The sequence below is a fragment of the Streptococcus sp. V869 genome, assembly GCF_054353515.1.
In genome coordinates this window covers 166,821-182,670 of the sequence record NZ_JBTHHW010000002.1, presented here as the reverse complement: position 1 = coordinate 182,670, position 15,850 = coordinate 166,821, and the positions used below count along the sequence as shown (strand labels likewise).

General features: G+C 40.7%; 14 protein-coding genes and 1 pseudogene. 10 read left to right on the top strand and 5 right to left on the bottom strand.

The features are described 5' to 3' along the window. Positions 1-152: 152 nt before the first annotated feature. A complete protein-coding gene (locus ACXYSN_RS06340) occupies positions 153-923 on the bottom strand; it encodes a response regulator transcription factor (RefSeq protein WP_004250617.1) in 771 nt (256 codons plus the stop codon). Beyond that, positions 916-2,565 (bottom strand): sensor histidine kinase, encoded by a 1,650-nt coding sequence (locus ACXYSN_RS06335; RefSeq protein WP_458636520.1) that lies wholly within the window; start codon positions 2,563-2,565, stop codon positions 916-918. The genes ACXYSN_RS06340 and ACXYSN_RS06335 overlap by 8 nt, the downstream gene beginning before the upstream one ends. Positions 2,566-2,715: 150 nt before the next feature. Between ACXYSN_RS06335 and leuS the strand changes: the two genes are divergently transcribed. From leuS to pepC, 10 genes and pseudogenes are all read left to right on the top strand, one after another. Beyond that, positions 2,716-5,217 (top strand): leucine--tRNA ligase, encoded by a 2,502-nt coding sequence (leuS, locus tag ACXYSN_RS06330; protein ID WP_458636519.1) that lies wholly within the window; start codon positions 2,716-2,718, stop codon positions 5,215-5,217. 362 nt (positions 5,218-5,579) lie between these two features. Continuing rightward, positions 5,580-6,272, top strand: coding sequence for a GNAT family N-acetyltransferase (locus tag ACXYSN_RS06325; protein WP_458636518.1), 693 nt, complete (start codon positions 5,580-5,582; stop codon positions 6,270-6,272). Positions 6,273-6,283: 11 nt separating this feature from the next. Beyond that, positions 6,284-6,706, top strand: a complete 423-nt coding sequence (locus ACXYSN_RS06320) for a GNAT family N-acetyltransferase (protein WP_458636517.1) — start codon at positions 6,284-6,286, stop codon at positions 6,704-6,706. A gap of 180 nt (positions 6,707-6,886) precedes the next feature. Next, positions 6,887-7,885 (top strand): Holliday junction branch migration DNA helicase RuvB, encoded by a 999-nt coding sequence (gene ruvB / locus ACXYSN_RS06315; protein WP_317628362.1) that lies wholly within the window; start codon positions 6,887-6,889, stop codon positions 7,883-7,885. Continuing rightward, the gene (locus ACXYSN_RS06310; RefSeq protein WP_458636516.1) at positions 7,866-8,438 is read left to right on the top strand and encodes a nucleotidyltransferase family protein; all 573 of its coding nucleotides are present in this window, start codon (positions 7,866-7,868) and stop codon (positions 8,436-8,438) included. The genes ruvB and ACXYSN_RS06310 overlap by 20 nt, the downstream gene beginning before the upstream one ends. Before the next feature lie 919 nt (positions 8,439-9,357). Next, entirely contained in the window at positions 9,358-9,837 is a 480-nt protein-coding gene (locus ACXYSN_RS06305; protein WP_458636515.1) for a toxin-antitoxin system YwqK family antitoxin, read from the top strand. Between the two features lie 11 nt (positions 9,838-9,848). Further along, positions 9,849-10,487 (top strand): annotated as a pseudogene (locus ACXYSN_RS06300) (endonuclease V). Between the two features lie 18 nt (positions 10,488-10,505). Beyond that, on the top strand, positions 10,506-10,706 hold the full coding sequence (locus tag ACXYSN_RS06295) for a hypothetical protein (protein WP_458636514.1): 201 nt from the start codon (positions 10,506-10,508) through the stop codon (positions 10,704-10,706). Between the two features lie 66 nt (positions 10,707-10,772). Continuing rightward, positions 10,773-11,495, top strand: a complete 723-nt coding sequence (locus ACXYSN_RS06290) for a pseudouridine synthase (RefSeq protein WP_458636513.1) — start codon at positions 10,773-10,775, stop codon at positions 11,493-11,495. Between the two features lie 107 nt (positions 11,496-11,602). Then, complete coding sequence (pepC, locus tag ACXYSN_RS06285; protein WP_006152794.1) at positions 11,603-12,937, top strand: aminopeptidase C; 1,335 nt, start codon at positions 11,603-11,605, stop codon at positions 12,935-12,937. Between the two features lie 65 nt (positions 12,938-13,002). Here pepC and ACXYSN_RS06280 read toward each other — a convergent pair whose 3' ends face one another. The 3 genes from ACXYSN_RS06280 to ACXYSN_RS06270 are packed head-to-tail and all read right to left on the bottom strand — an operon-like array spanning position 13,003 to position 15,760. After that, the gene (locus ACXYSN_RS06280) at positions 13,003-13,914 is read right to left on the bottom strand and encodes a PTS system mannose/fructose/sorbose family transporter subunit IID (protein WP_006149277.1); all 912 of its coding nucleotides are present in this window, start codon (positions 13,912-13,914) and stop codon (positions 13,003-13,005) included. Between the two features lie 14 nt (positions 13,915-13,928). Continuing rightward, positions 13,929-14,741, bottom strand: coding sequence for a PTS mannose/fructose/sorbose transporter subunit IIC (locus ACXYSN_RS06275; protein ID WP_303943287.1), 813 nt, complete (start codon positions 14,739-14,741; stop codon positions 13,929-13,931). 29 nt (positions 14,742-14,770) lie between these two features. Further along, the gene (locus ACXYSN_RS06270; RefSeq protein WP_458636512.1) at positions 14,771-15,760 is read right to left on the bottom strand and encodes a PTS sugar transporter subunit IIB; all 990 of its coding nucleotides are present in this window, start codon (positions 15,758-15,760) and stop codon (positions 14,771-14,773) included. Between the last annotated feature and the right edge of the window lie 90 nt (positions 15,761-15,850).

Genomic DNA, 15,850 nt, shown 5'->3' with positions numbered 1-15,850 from the left:
TAACTGGGATTTCGATGGTAATCCTCTTCAAAGCACGTCATTTTATCTGTGATCTCAAAGCTATGATTTGAGCAGCTTGTAGCGAGTTTCCTAGTTTGTTCTAGTATAAGTACAAAATAAAAAGATTGCCTGATTTGAGCAATCCTTTTACATCAATGGTTTTTATCCATGAGTTTTAATTCTTTTGGAGAAATATGGAGATATTTTTTAAAAACTTTGGCAAAATATTTATAGTCTGAAAATCCAACTTGTTCAGAGATATCGCTTAAGGGAGAATTAGGGGACTCAGCCATTTTATCTATAGCTTGCTTGAGGCGGTAGCGTAAGATATATTCATTTAGCGTCATTGGGAAGTCTTCTTTGATAACCTTATATAGATAACTTTCACTATATCCTAGATTCTCTGCAATGGTAGAAATGGTAAAGTGCATGCAGTAGTGTTGGTGCACAAATTCAAGAATTTGCTGAATGATTTGATTTTGTGTATCAATTTGTTGGATAGAGGTGAGTAAAGTTTGATATTCTTCTAAAAAAGGAGTTTCTTGACGAGTGCTAACTCGTAATCGCAAAACAATTTTTTGAAGACATTCTGTCAACTCCTTGGTATCAATTGGTTTGGATAAGAAATCAACTGCTCCATATTGCATAGCTTTTTTAGCATTTTGAAAATCGTCATGACCAGATAGGATTACTTTTTCATAAGAGAGAGACTTTGTAGCTTCAAACATCATGAAAGCATCCATGATTGGCATGGTGATGTCCGTCAGCACAATATGTGGTTTTAGTTTTTGAATCAGTTCCATCCCTTCTTGTCCATGACTAGCGGTTCCTACAACTTGAATACCTAAGGAAGAGTAGTCTACAGCAATCTCAAGCCATTTTCGAATTAGATGTTCGTCTTCGACAATGATAAGTTTAAACATGTGTTCTTCCTTTCGTTACAAATTTTACCCAGGTTTCGCCTTTAGGGTTCACTCCTAAATCCAATTCGACAGTATCAAAAAAGTTATTTAATCGTTTATAACTGTTGACAATACCATGTTGCGTATGTGGACTATTCAGAGATTCTAAGATATGTAGTCGTTCTTGTTTAGTCAAACCACCGGCATTATCCATAACGATAAAGGTTAGTTTTTCCTGATCTTGAGTGATTTTTATAGAGATAGCAAGGTCGATACGATACTGTCTTCCGTATTTTAGAGCATTTTCTACAAGGGGTAATAGGAAAAGTTTTGGGATGACTTGGGAATATAGTTTTTGAGAACAGTCAATATGATAAGAAAATTGTTCAAAGCGGATTTGATGAATCTTTAGGTAAGCTTCAATAATCTCTAAGTCCTGTCCAAGAGTCGTTTCTTTCTCTAATTCAGTCACGCTGTATCGCAGGATGCGTGTGAGATTTTGAATAAGGTCTTGTGTAATACTCGCATCAATCATACTCGTGATTTTAATGGTTTCCAAGGTATTGTAGAGGAAGTGAGGATTGAACTGAGCTTCTAGCATCTTTCTTTCAAAAACCCATTTTTCCTTCTCGATAGTTAACATCTTTTGATGAAGCTCGTCCAACTCCTGCAGCATATCATTAATTTTCTCAGCTATCAGTTCAAATTCATCCTCAGTATGGAGAGTAAGTTTCTTTTCTTTTTTCTTAGGAATTTCATGTAATTGAAAGACTAAACTTTCAATAGGGCCAGCATTATGGGTTGCGATTTTATGGGCAATTCTTCTAGCCTGCCAAAAATATAATAGAAAGATACAAAGTGTTAGTATGGAAGCAAGGCTAAGTAAGCTAGGAATAGGAAAGAATGATTGGAAAGTGTAAATTGAAAAAATTGAATCAACTTTACGTTTTTCAATCAAAATTGGATTTTCAACGAACCAATGTGTTTTTGAACGGAGCGATTTCTCATCAAATTTTTCCAGAGTTGATTGTGTGAATTGATTGGTATTGCTCGAGTATATATTACCGAAAGTGTCTGTGATGACGTATTTTGAATTAATCAAGGGGATGCTTGACACAAAGTCGTTCTCATTCACAAAGGAAATACTGTAAACTTGTACTCGCTGGTTGTGAACTATGGGCATAATAAAGACAGCATAATGTTGCTTGTCCATCGATAGAGCAACTTTCTCTGAAATGGATCCTTGGGTAGTGTTTTGAATTAATAATTTTAAATAATAGGGAGCTAAAAGAGTTTCTTTATGATTGCGATTGGTGCTAAATAAAAGTTCGCCAGTCTCATCGAGAATGACAAAATCAGAACTGAGTTTTAGTTGAGCTTTTGTTTCATAAAATAGACTAAATAATTCTCTATCAGTGTGTTTACCTTCTATAAATTCTGGAACCATTTTTTTATTCATGGTTTCCAATAATTCATAATTTGCTTGTTTCATGTCTTGAACATGTTGAGAAATTTGTTGAGTATCCTTAGCTAGTTGCTGCTTTTGAAGGAAATAGGAAAATCCAAATAGAAGGATAAGGAGTAAGAGAGAAGTCGCTAGGGCAGCTAAAGAACTACGGTGAAGAATCTCTTTTTGGAGAGAATTTTTGAAAGAATGGGGCATAATTTACCTCTTTGGGAAGAGTCTGTTAAAGTAAGTATAGCAGTATTAAAAATGGAAGGCAAGGTCAAAAAAGAAAAGAGTTAAGAATAAAGAGGCTAATTCCCTCTAAAAATGGTATAATAGGAGCATCACGAAAATTGGAGAGACAGCATGAGTTTTTACAATCATAAAGAAATCGAGCCTAAGTGGCAAAAATACTGGGCTGACCATCATACTTTTAAGACAGGAACAGATGCTTCAAAACCTAAGTTTTATGCACTCGACATGTTCCCTTACCCATCTGGAGCGGGTCTTCACGTAGGACACCCAGAAGGGTACACAGCAACAGATATCCTTAGCCGTTTCAAACGTGCGCAAGGCTACAACGTCCTTCACCCAATGGGATGGGATGCCTTTGGTTTACCTGCAGAGCAATACGCTATGGATACTGGTAATGACCCAGCGGAATTCACAGCAGAAAACATTGCCAACTTCAAACGCCAAATCAATGCGCTTGGATTCTCTTACGACTGGGACCGTGAAGTCAATACTACAGATCCGAACTACTACAAGTGGACGCAATGGATCTTCACTAAGCTTTACGAAAAAGGTTTGGCTTATGAAGCTGAAGTGCCAGTAAACTGGGTGGAAGAATTGGGAACAGCTATCGCCAATGAAGAAGTTCTTCCAGATGGAACATCTGAGCGTGGTGGCTATCCAGTTGTTCGTAAACCAATGCGCCAATGGATGCTTAAAATCACGGCCTATGCAGAACGCTTGCTCAATGACTTGGATGAGTTGGATTGGCCAGAATCTATCAAGGACATGCAACGTAACTGGATTGGGAAATCAACAGGTGCTAACGTAACTTTCAAGGTAAAAGGGACAGACAAGGAATTCACAGTTTTTACCACTCGCCCTGACACCCTTTTTGGTGCGACCTTCACTGTCTTGGCTCCTGAGCATGACTTGGTAGATGCCATCACAAGTCCTGAACAAGCTGAGGCTGTAGCGGACTACAAACACCAAGCCAGCCTCAAATCAGACTTGGCTCGTACTGACCTTGCCAAGGAAAAAACAGGGGTTTGGACTGGTGCTTATGCTATCAACCCTGTCAATGGTAAAGAAATTCCAATCTGGATTGCCGACTATGTTCTTGCTAGCTATGGTACAGGTGCTGTTATGGCTGTACCTGCCCACGACCAACGTGACTGGGAATTTGCTAACCAATTCGGCCTTCCAATCGTAGAAGTACTTGAAGGTGGAAATGTTGAAGAAGCTGCCTATACAGACGACGGCCTTCACGTCAACTCTGACTTCTTGAACGGTCTCAACAAAGAAGAAGCGATTGCTAAAATCGTGTCTTGGCTAGAAGAAAAAGGCTTTGGTCAAGAAAAGGTTACCTACCGTCTTCGTGACTGGCTCTTTAGCCGTCAACGTTACTGGGGTGAACCAATTCCAATCATTCATTGGGAAGATGGGACTTCAACAGCCGTTCCAGAAAGTGAACTCCCACTTGTCTTGCCAGTAACCAAGGACATCCGCCCTTCAGGTACTGGTGAAAGCCCATTGGCTAACTTGACAGACTGGCTGGAAGTGACTCGTGAGGATGGAGTGAAAGGTCGTCGTGAGACCAACACCATGCCACAATGGGCTGGTTCAAGTTGGTACTATCTCCGCTATATCGACCCACACAACACAGAGAAATTGGCTGATGAGGACCTTCTCAAACAATGGTTGCCAGTCGATATCTACGTGGGTGGTGCAGAACACGCCGTTCTTCACTTGCTTTATGCTCGTTTCTGGCACAAATTCCTCTATGACCTCGGTGTCGTTCCGACTAAAGAACCATTCCAAAAACTCTTTAACCAAGGAATGATCTTGGGAACTAGCTACCGTGACCATCGTGGTGCTCTTGTGGCGACTGATAAGGTTGAAAAACGTGACGGTTCCTTCTTCCATGTGGAAACAGGCGAAGAGTTGGAACAAGCGCCAGCCAAGATGTCTAAATCCCTCAAGAACGTGGTGAACCCAGACGATGTGGTGGAACAATACGGTGCCGATACCCTTCGTGTCTATGAAATGTTCATGGGACCACTCGATGCTTCCATCGCTTGGTCTGAAGAAGGATTGGAAGGAAGCCGTAAATTCCTCGACCGTGTTTACCGTTTGATTACAAGCAAAGAAATCGTTGCGGAAAACAATGGTGCTCTTGACAAGGTTTATAACGAAACTGTTAAATCTGTCACAGAGCAAATCGAGTCAATGAAATTCAACACAGACATTGCCCAACTCATGGTCTTTGTCAATGCTGCTAACAAGGAAGACAAACTCTATGTGGATTATGCCAAAGGCTTTATCCAATTGCTTGCCCCAGTTGCGCCTCACTTGGCAGAAGAACTCTGGCAAATAGTGGCAGCAACAGGTGAGTCAATCTCTTATGTAGCTTGGCCAACATGGGACGAAAGCAAATTGGTTGAAGACGAAATCGAAATCGTCGTTCAAATCAAAGGTAAAGTCCGTGCCAAACTCATGGTTGCGAAGGATCTTTCACGTGAAGAATTGCAAGAAGTGGCTCTGGCTGACGAAAAAGTCAAAGCAGAGGTCGATGGTAAGGAAATCGTGAAGGTGATTAGTGTACCAAATAAATTGGTTAACATTGTTGTAAAATAACCAATTTATTTGCTCATTTGCAACCTCAAACAGTTTCCTAAACTGTTTGCGCCAACTAAACTCGTAAATATCGTCGTTAAATAACGAGTTTATTAGCCCTATCTGCCACCTTCAATAGTCCACTGGACTATTGAAGCCAACTAAATTGGTTAATATTGTTGTGAAATAACCAATTTATTTGCTGATTTCCAACCTTAAACAGTTTCCCAAGTTGTTTGAGCCAACTAAACTCGTAAATATCGTTGTTAAATAAGAAATGAATCCTTCAGAGTAGAATCTGAAGGATTTTTTGTAGATTACCTGAGAGATATGATATACTATTCACATCTTTAAACTTATAAGAGTGAGATAAGGAGAAAGCTATGCCTGTAAATGAATATGGTCAGATGATTGGTGAACCTGTAGACGATACACCTGGAGTTTTACCGTCGCTTGTACAGATAGAAGGACAGTATACGATTATCGAAGCTCTGTCAGTGGAAAAGCATGCGGAGGATTTGCTGGCTGTTTATGGTCCAGAATCACCTCGAGAGATGTGGACCTATCTCTTTCAACCACCAGTAGAAAATCTCGAAGAATTAATCGTCGCTTTAAAGCAGATGATTGAGCGCAAGGATCGCTTCTATTATGCGATTATCGATAAAGCAACTGGTAAGGCACTGGGGACTTTTTCCCTCATGCGCATTGATCAAGCCAATCGCGTGGTTGAAGTTGGTGCGGTGACCTTTTCTCCGGCTCTCAAACAGACAAGAATGGGAACAGAAGCCCACTATTTGCTTGCTCGTTATGTCTTTGAAGAACTTAACTATCGCCGTTATGAGTGGAAATGTGATGCACTAAATCTACCTTCTAGAAAAGCAGCAGAACGTTTGGGTTTTATCTACGAAGGCACTTTCCGTCAAGCTGTTATTTATAAAGGGCGTACCAGAGATACGGACTGGATGTCTATGATTGATAAGGACTGGCCAAGGGTTAAAGCTTGTTTTGAAGCATGGCTGGATCCTGAAAACTTTGATAAAAATGGACGGCAGTACAAGAGCTTGAGAGAGCTTTAAGAGGTGTTGAGATGATTACTATTAAAAAGCAAGAAATTGTCAAGCTAGATGATGTTTTGCATCTCTACCAGGCAGTTGGTTGGACAAACTATACCAATCAGCCACAGATGTTGGCCCAGGCCTTGTCTCATTCGCTAGCGACTTATCTTGCCCGTGATGGTGAGAAAATCGTTGGTTTAGCGCGTTTGGTTGGAGACGGTTTTTCATCCGTTTTTGTCCAGGATTTGATTGTTTTGCCTAGCTATCAGCGCCAAGGGATTGGAAGTTCTATGATGAAGCAAGCCTTAGCTGACTATAAGGATGCCTACCAAGTCCAATTAGCGACTGAACAGACAGAAAAAACATTGGGGTTTTACCGTTCTCTGGGGTTTGAAACCTTATCTACTTACGATTGTACAGGAATGATTTGGGTAGATCGAAAAAAATTAAAATAATTTTTTTATCTTAAGTTAACTTTAAGTTTACTCATGTATCATGTAATCATTAAGTAAAGACCTCCTAACTTTATTTAATAGAAATCCTAAACTTTTCTTTTTCATAATAATCTCCCTAAAGAAGCCACCAAATCAGGTGGCTTTTTTGTTTGCGGGCCGGATTTTTGCTATAATAGGAGCATGAGTAGAATTTTAGATAATGAAATCATGGGTGATGAGGAGTTGGTAGAACGTACCCTCCGTCCCCAATATTTACGTGAATATATCGGTCAGGACAAGGTTAAAGATCAGCTTCAAATCTTTATCGAAGCAGCAAAAATGCGTGATGAAGCGCTGGACCATGTTCTTTTGTTTGGTCCTCCAGGTCTCGGGAAAACAACCATGGCTTTTGTCATTGCCAATGAATTGGGAGTCAATCTCAAACAAACGTCAGGTCCTGTTATCGAAAAAGCTGGTGATCTGGTAGCGATTTTGAATGACTTGGAGCCAGGAGATGTGCTCTTTATCGACGAGATTCATCGCTTGCCCATGTCAGTAGAAGAGGTACTTTACAGTGCTATGGAAGATTTCTATATCGACATCATGATTGGTGCGGGGGAAGCTAGCCGTAGTGTCCATCTAGACTTGCCACCTTTTACCTTGATTGGTGCGACAACACGAGCAGGGATGCTTTCAAATCCTCTTCGTGCCCGTTTTGGGATTACTGGTCATATGGAATACTATACCCATGATGACTTGACAGAGATTGTCGAGCGGACGGCAGATATCTTTGAGATGGAAATTACCCATGAAGCTGCTGCTGAGTTGGCTCTCCGTAGTCGTGGAACTCCTCGTATCGCCAATCGTCTTCTCAAGCGCGTGCGCGACTTTGCGCAGATTATGGGCGATGGCTTGATTGATGATGTGATTACGGATAAGGCTTTGACTATGCTGGATGTAGACCATGAAGGCTTGGATTATGTTGACCAGAAAATTCTCCGTACCATGATTGAAATGTACGGTGGCGGTCCTGTCGGTCTAGGTACCCTTTCTGTTAATATCGCGGAAGAACGTGAGACGGTAGAAGATATGTATGAACCTTACCTGATCCAGAAAGGCTTTATCATGCGAACTCGTTCAGGACGGGTCGCGACAGCCAAGGCTTATGAACATTTGGGGTATGAATACATTGAAAAATAAAGATGAAATCTTAGACTCTTTCAGAGAAAATCCTGATATGATGGCTATTCTGACCATCATCCGTGACTTGGAGTTGAAAGATTCCTGGTTGGCGGCTGGCTCGGTCCGAAATTTTATCTGGAATCTCTTGTCAGATAAGCCAGCCTTTGACCGTGAAACAGATGTGGATGTGATTTTCTTTGATCCAGATGTAAGCTATGAAGAAACGCTGGCTATAGAAAACAAGCTGAGAGAGGATTTTCCCCAGTACCAATGGGAATTGAAAAATCAAGTCTATATGCATCAACACAGTCCCCATACGCCTCCGTATAGAAATTCCTGCGATGCCATGAGTAAATATCCCGAACGTTGTACGGCAGTAGGACTTCGCTTGCAAGCTAACGCAACTTTAGAGCTTTTTGCGCCTTATGGTTTAGAGGATATTTTGAACTTTCAGGTTCGTCCAACTCCTCATTTCTTAGAAAATCCTGACCGGATGAAGCTTTATCAACAGCGTTTATCTAAGAAAAACTGGCAAGTAAAATGGAAAAATCTCACATTTAAAAATACTTAAGGAAACTTTAAGATAGGAGCTGTATACTTATCTCATAAGTTAAGAAGAGCTTAACTTATACTCCTAAAACTTTTTCATAATAATCTCCCTATAAAAAAATTAAGTCGCCCAATCAGGCGGCTTTTTTTGTTGCGAACTCGAGGTGATGATGGTTTTTATCAAAGGCCAACACCTGCGAAATGTTGACAAAGGTCAAAGATTTCTCTAGTATAAGAAGTAAGGCCAGAGATTTTCTGAGAATAGAGTAAATGGAAGTCCAGTGGGCTGAGAAAGAGATGTTGAACGATGACTAAAAGAATCAATAACAATAGGAAGCTAGTTAATCTAGGATTGTATAAAAACAAAATAGTCTATTTTGACTTAAAAGAAAAGAGACTTTACTTTTCAATTCTCGAAAAAACATCAAAAAATCAGCACTACTACACTCTTGGACTCACATTACTCTCTCTCCCCATTATTAGATTGCTGAATGGATTAACGATTTTTAGTATACCTACTATCAAATACTCTAGCTTCATTCTCTGTACATGTCTTTCCTTACTCATAGGGAAATTTGTAGTTGACTATTATAACAAAGACTTGGATCTTTTTCCTGCATTGTTTACGGACCTTGAGTACTCCGAGTTTTTTGAAATAGCAAAGAAAAATGGAACTCTTGCTTTCTTATTTATTTGTATTAGTAGTATCAGTTTGATAGGTTCCTTGATAGCTTACCTGGTCTATGCAAAGTTTTTAGGATTGCTGATTTATTCTGTTGTCTTGTTCATTCTCTACATCTGTGTGGTAAATAATGTCCATAGGAGGAATAAAGTGATAAAAAAACTAATTTGGTTAACGATTAACTAGCGAAGAGCTTTCGTATGCTCCATATGATTTGGTTGTGGAAGGAACGCTATAAAATAAATTCTAAGGTTGAAGAATGATGGAAGAAAAGATTTTAACAAAAGAAGAAGTGCTTCAAAATGGTGTTTGTTTTGAAGAAGAGCTTGATTGGGGTGGATGGTATTATGAACAGATTGTTTGTGAGAACGAATCTGGCGAAGAAATTCCATTTACAGGTTTAGCTTATGATTTATATCCAGATGGTAAATTAGAATATTATGGTTATATTAAAGATGGGTTCCGTCATGGAATGAATGTATTGTTTTATCCTAATGGAAATATTGAAAGTATCAATCCTCAAGATTGCGGTGCAGCTGATGGGCTTCAAAAGAAATACTATGAAAGCGGCGCATTAAAATCACAGACTTATTGTGTTTTAGGGGCAAGAGTAACTTATATTGAGTACGATGAGGCTGGTCATATTATCGATGAAAAATTAGAACCGACTGAGGTAGATTTTGAAAGAGCAAAGAATTGGGGTGTTGATTTATCAAAACGAGACATGACTTTGAAGTAGAACAAAATCGCTTGAGATCTCAGATTGATTTAACGAATCATTTCATGCCTTCTGATATCCAGTATGTGGCAGGAGTGGACCTTGCCTATTGGAAAGAAGGAGATAAGGAATACGGTGTAGCCTGTATCGCCGTCATCAATCGTAAAACTATGAAAGTATTCGAAGAGGTGAGTTACTCTGATGAAATCTGAGTTCCATATCTTCCAAGTTATCTAGCTTTTCGAGAGTTGCCTTTGATTTTAGAAGCCGTAAAGCTTTTAAATAGTAAGCCAGATTTGTATATGTTTGATGGAAATGGATATTTGCATCCGCGCAATATGGGGATTGCGACACACGCTTCTTTCTACTTGAATAAGCCGACGATTGGCGTCGCTAAAAACTATTACCATATTGATGAGGCGCAATATACTGTCCCTGAAAATCGTGAGGGAGCTTACACAAATATTGTAAAAAACGGTGAAATTTACGGACAAGTTTTACGGACGCACCAAAATGTCAAGCCTATATATATTTCTTGTGGAAATTGGATTGATCTGGAAACAACCCGGGAATTTGTTTTAGAATTTGTGACAAAAGATAGCAGATTACCAATCACAACACGATTCGCTGATATCATGACACATCGGGAAAGAAATAAGAGAAAAATTTGAAATCAGATTGGAGTAAATATGAGTAGCAAAGTATCAATTATGCAAGAAATGTTCAAAAAAGAAGGTTCAGATGAACTCGTTCCTGCAGTAACCATTATCTTAGATGGTCAAATTAGAAATATCATCGATGCCCTTTCAGAACAGAATGGCTATGAAGGTTATCCAGAAGCTATATCAGAAATTCTTTTCAAAGGAATAGAAAGTATGATTAAAAAATAAATTGGAGAAAGATAATTCGAGAAAAAGAGAGCGAAAACCGCTCTCTTTTTGTGATATAATAGCCCTATGAGATTAGATAAATTTTTAGTTGCCTGTGCAGTAGGGAGTCGGACTGAGGTCAAAAACTTTCTCAAGTCAGGGCGCGTGACGGTCAATGGCAAAAAGGAAAAATCTGCCAAGCTACAAATTGATGAAGAGACAGACGAGATTTGTTTTGACGGACAAAAGCTAGACTATGAGGAGTTTGTTTACTACATGATGAACAAGCCTCAAGGAGTTATCTCAGCAACTGAAGATCCTAAACATAAGACAGTCTTGGACTTGTTGGATGACTATGCACGTGCCAAGGAAGTTTTCCCAGTGGGACGTTTGGACATCGATACGCATGGACTCTTGCTCTTGACCAATGATGGCAAGCTGGCTCATGCTCTCCTTTCACCTAAACGCCATGTAGATAAAACCTATTTTGCACAAGTCAATGGAATCATGACGGATGAAGACATTGAGACATTTGCCAAGGGCATTCCGCTCAAGGACTTTACCTGTCAGCCTGCCAAGCTAGAGCTTGTGTCTATTGATACGGAAAAGGATCAAAGCCTGGTCCGAGTGACCATTGCAGAAGGGAAATTTCACCAGGTCAAACGGATGGTAGCATACTGTGGCAAGGAAGTGGTGGACTTGCAACGTCTGACCATGGGAACTCTGACCTTGGATGAGGATTTGAAACGTGGAGAATGGCGTCGCTTAAGCAAGGAAGAACTAGAAGGCTTGCTTGAGAGTGTTCAATAAACTGGATAATCGGAAAAGGTAGGGGAAATATCCCTACCTTTTTCAGTTTTTGGTTGCTTCCTTTGTGAAAAGAGTTATAATAGACAGTAAGAAAAAAGGAGGATTTTATGAACGCGATTCAAGAATCATTTACAGATAAATTATTTGCCAACTATGAAGCAAATGTAAAATACCAAGCTATCGAAAATGCTGCCAGTCACAATGGAATTTTTGCAGCCCTTGAGCGTCGCCAAAGCCATGTAGACAACACACCTGTTTTCTCACTTGACTTGACTAAGGACAAGGTCACTAACCAGAAAGCATCTGGTCGTTGCTGGATGTTTGCGGCACTTAATACTTTCCGCCACAAACTCATCTCTCAATACAAACTGGAAAACTTTGAATTGTCACAAGCCCACACCTTCTTCTGGGACAAGTATGAAAAATCTAACTGGTTCTTGGAGCAAGTGATTGCGACTGCAGACCAAGAATTGACAAGCCGCAAGGTTAGCTTCCTACTCCAAACTCCACAACAAGATGGTGGTCAGTGGGATATGGTCGTTTCTCTCTTTGAGAAATACGGTGTCGTTCCTAAGTCTGTTTATCCAGAGTCTGTTTCATCTAGTAGCAGCCGTGAGCTCAATGCAATCCTTAACAAATTGCTTCGTCAAGATGCTCAAATCTTGCGTGACCTCTTGGCTTCTGGCGCTGACCAAGCGACTGTTCAGGCCAAGAAAGAAGACCTCTTGCAAGAAATCTTTAATTTCCTTGCCATGTCACTAGGTCTCCCACCACGTCAATTTGACTTTGCTTATCGCGATAAGGATAACAACTACCAAAGCGAAAAAGGTATCACTCCACAAGAGTTTTACAAGAAATATGTCGACCTTCCACTAGAAGACTATGTTTCTGTAATCAATGCTCCAACTGCTGATAAACCTTACGGTAAATCATACACAGTTGAGATGTTGGGAAATGTTGTTGGTAGCCGTGCAGTTCGCTACATTAACGTACCCATGGAACGCTTGAAAGAATTGGCGATTGCCCAAATGCAAACAGGAGAAACTGTTTGGTTTGGTTCAGATGTCGGCCAGCTCAGCAACCGTAAAGCAGGGATTCTTGCGACAGACGTTTATGACTTTGAATCAAGCATGGATATTCAACTCACTCAAGACAAGGCTGGACGTTTGGACTACAGCGAAAGCTTGATGACTCACGCTATGGTCTTGACAGGTGTTGATTTGGATGAAAATGGTAAATCAACTAAGTGGAAAGTTGAAAACTCATGGGGAGATAAAGTAGGTACAGATGGTTACTTTGTTGCCTCAGATGCTTGGATGGACGAATACACTTACCAAATTGTTGTCCGTAAAGAATTGCTAACAGCAGAAGAACGAGCTGCTTATGAAGCAGAACCAATCGTTCTTGCACCTTGGGATCCAATGGGTGCCTTGGCAGAATAATTGAAAATAAAAAAGAATCAGATGATAAACCTGATTCTTTTTTTGTTTATACATTCTCGTCGAGATTACATGATACCGAAGAAACGAGCTGCGATACCAACTGCAAAGAGGGCAAGGATGATTGTGATTGGAGATACTTTTTTCTTAAGCAACCACATGCAAAGGAAAGTAAGGAGAAGTCCCATCAATCCTGGAATCAATGAGTTCAACTGACCTTGAAGGGTTTGTGGTTGAACGCTATCCAAGCTCATACCACTAAGTGCTTGACCAAGAATACCCTTCAATTCTCCACCTGTAACAGCACCTTCTGGGAAGTTGATGTAGGCACCTTCTGATAATTGTTTACCTGGAAGGTTGATAGTGAAGTTGATGGATACCCAACGTTGTACAAGAACGGCAAGGATGAACATACCAAGGATAGAAGCTCCTTTAGTGATGTCTTTCAAGATACCACCTGACATGTCTTTGGTGATTTCAGATCCAGCCTTGTAACCAAACTCTTGTGTGTACCATAGGAAAGACATACGGATTGCATTCCATCCAAAGAAGAAGAGAAGTGGTCCAACGATATTACCAGTTGCAGCAAGTGATGCACCAAGGGCACCAAGGATCGGACGAACTGTAAACCAGAAGACTGGGTCACCGATACCAGCAAGAGGTCCCATCATACCGATCTTAACACCTTGGATAGCAGCGTCATCGATTTCAGTACCGTTAGCGCGTTCTTCTTCAAGTGCAAGAGTAACCCCCATGATTGGAGCAGCTACGTATGGGTGAGTGTTGAAGAATTCAAGGTGACGCTCAAGAGCAGCTGCTTGGTCTTCTTTTTTAGTGTAAAGTTTCTTGATAGCTGGGATCAAAGAGTAAGCCCAACCCAAGTTTTGCATACGTTCGTAGTTCCAAGAACCTTGAAGGAATTGTGAACGCCACCAAACTTTTTGGCGATCTGATTTTGATAATTGAATTTTTTCAGCCATGATTGTTCCCCTTTCTAGTAGTCTTCTAGGATATCACCGATTGGATCGTTAGAAGTTGCAGTTCCTCCGCCACCGTTTCCGCCTTGTTTAGAAAGGTTGAGGTAGATGAAGGCAAGGGCAACACCGATGACACCAAGGGCAATCAAAGTCAATTGAGAAATTGCTGCAAGAGCAAAACCGATAGCAAAGAATGGCCATACTTCACGAGTAGCCATCATGTTGATAACCAAAGCGTAACCAACGGCAACGACCATGGCACCACCGACAGCCATACCACCGTTCAACCAGTCTGGCATCAATTTAAGAGCATCTTGAACAGCAGAAGCAGGGATAGCGATAAGGAAGGCTGCAGGAACAGCGATACGAAGACCTTGAAGAATAAGGGCAAAGTAGTGAGCGCGTTCAACAGCTGCAATGTTTCCTTCTTTAGCAGCAGCATCTGCAGTGTGAACCAAACCAACTGAGATTGTACGAACGATCATAGTCAAGAAAAGTCCAGCTACGGCAAGAGGGATTGCAGTTGCAGTTGCGACTGCGATACCTTCAGTAGTAAAGTTACCACCCTTAATCATGATGATTGCTGCTGCAACAGAAGCAAGAGCCGCGTCAGGAGCTACGGCAGCTCCGATGTTAGCCCAACCAAGGGCGATCATTTGAAGTGATCCACCAAGCATAACCCCTGCTTCGAGGTTACCAGTTACAAGACCGATAAGGGTACATGCTACGATTGGTTGATGGAATTGGAATTGGTCGAGGATACCTTCAAGACCTGCGAAGAAGGCAACAACTACAACCAAGATAGCAGAAATGATTGAAATATCTGACATGGTTTTATTCCTTTTCTATTTAATGTTAATTATTGAATGTTAGCTTTGCTAATCAAGTCAAACAAATCTTTTTTAGTGTCGTTTGGAACTTTACGTACGTCAAATTCAACACCGAGATCACGCATTTTTTCAAATGTAGCAACGTCGTCTTTGTCCATTGACAATACGTTATTGACCATTGTTTTACCAGTTGAGTGAGCCATTGAACCAACGTTAAGAGTCTTGATTGGCACACCGCCTTCGATAGCACGAAGGGCATCTTGAGGTGTTTCAAACAAGATAAGGGCGTGTGTTTCACCAAAACGAGGATCTTTTGCAACCTCAATCAATTTTTTGATTGGTACAACGTTAGCTTTTACTCCGTTAGGAGCAGCTTGTTTGATCAACTCTTTACGAAGATCGTCGTTTGCAACGTTATCTGAAGCAACGATGATACGGTCTGCTTTTGAATCTGGTGTCCAAGCAGTTGCGACTTGTCCGTGAAGAAGACGTGTGTCAAGACGAGCAAGATTGATTTTCAATTTACCGTCTCCGATAACAGTTCCTTCTGGGATAGCAGCTTGGGCTACAGGAGCAGCTGCAGCAGTTGCAACTTCCTCAGCTGGGTTTAGCTCTTCTGGAAGAGCCTTGATGCCATCTTTGGCTTCTTTAATGATGTTCGCAGCGACTTTATCCACTCCAGCATTAGCATCCATGAGGCGCTCTGTGTAGGCTTGAATCAACATCGGCAAGTTAAGTCCAGTGATGATGGCAAATTTACGCTCAGGATTTTCTCCCATTACGCGACTAGCTTGGTTAAATGGAGAACCACTCCAAAGGTCAGCCAAGACTAGAACCTCATCTTCTGCGTCAAATGCAGCCACAGCATTGTTGAATTTGGCGTATAAATCATCTGGACCTTCGTTTGGCATAAAGGTTACAACTTGAACCTTTTCTTGTTCACCAAAGATCATAGATCCTGACTGATGAATACCCGCGGCAAATTCACCGTGGCTCGCAATAATGATTCCGATACTCATTATTGTCATTCCTCCTTATAAAATGTTTGACTTGTAGTTTAAGAAAACTTTAAGACTCTTTAAGTATAAACCGTTTTCAGCAAAAAATCA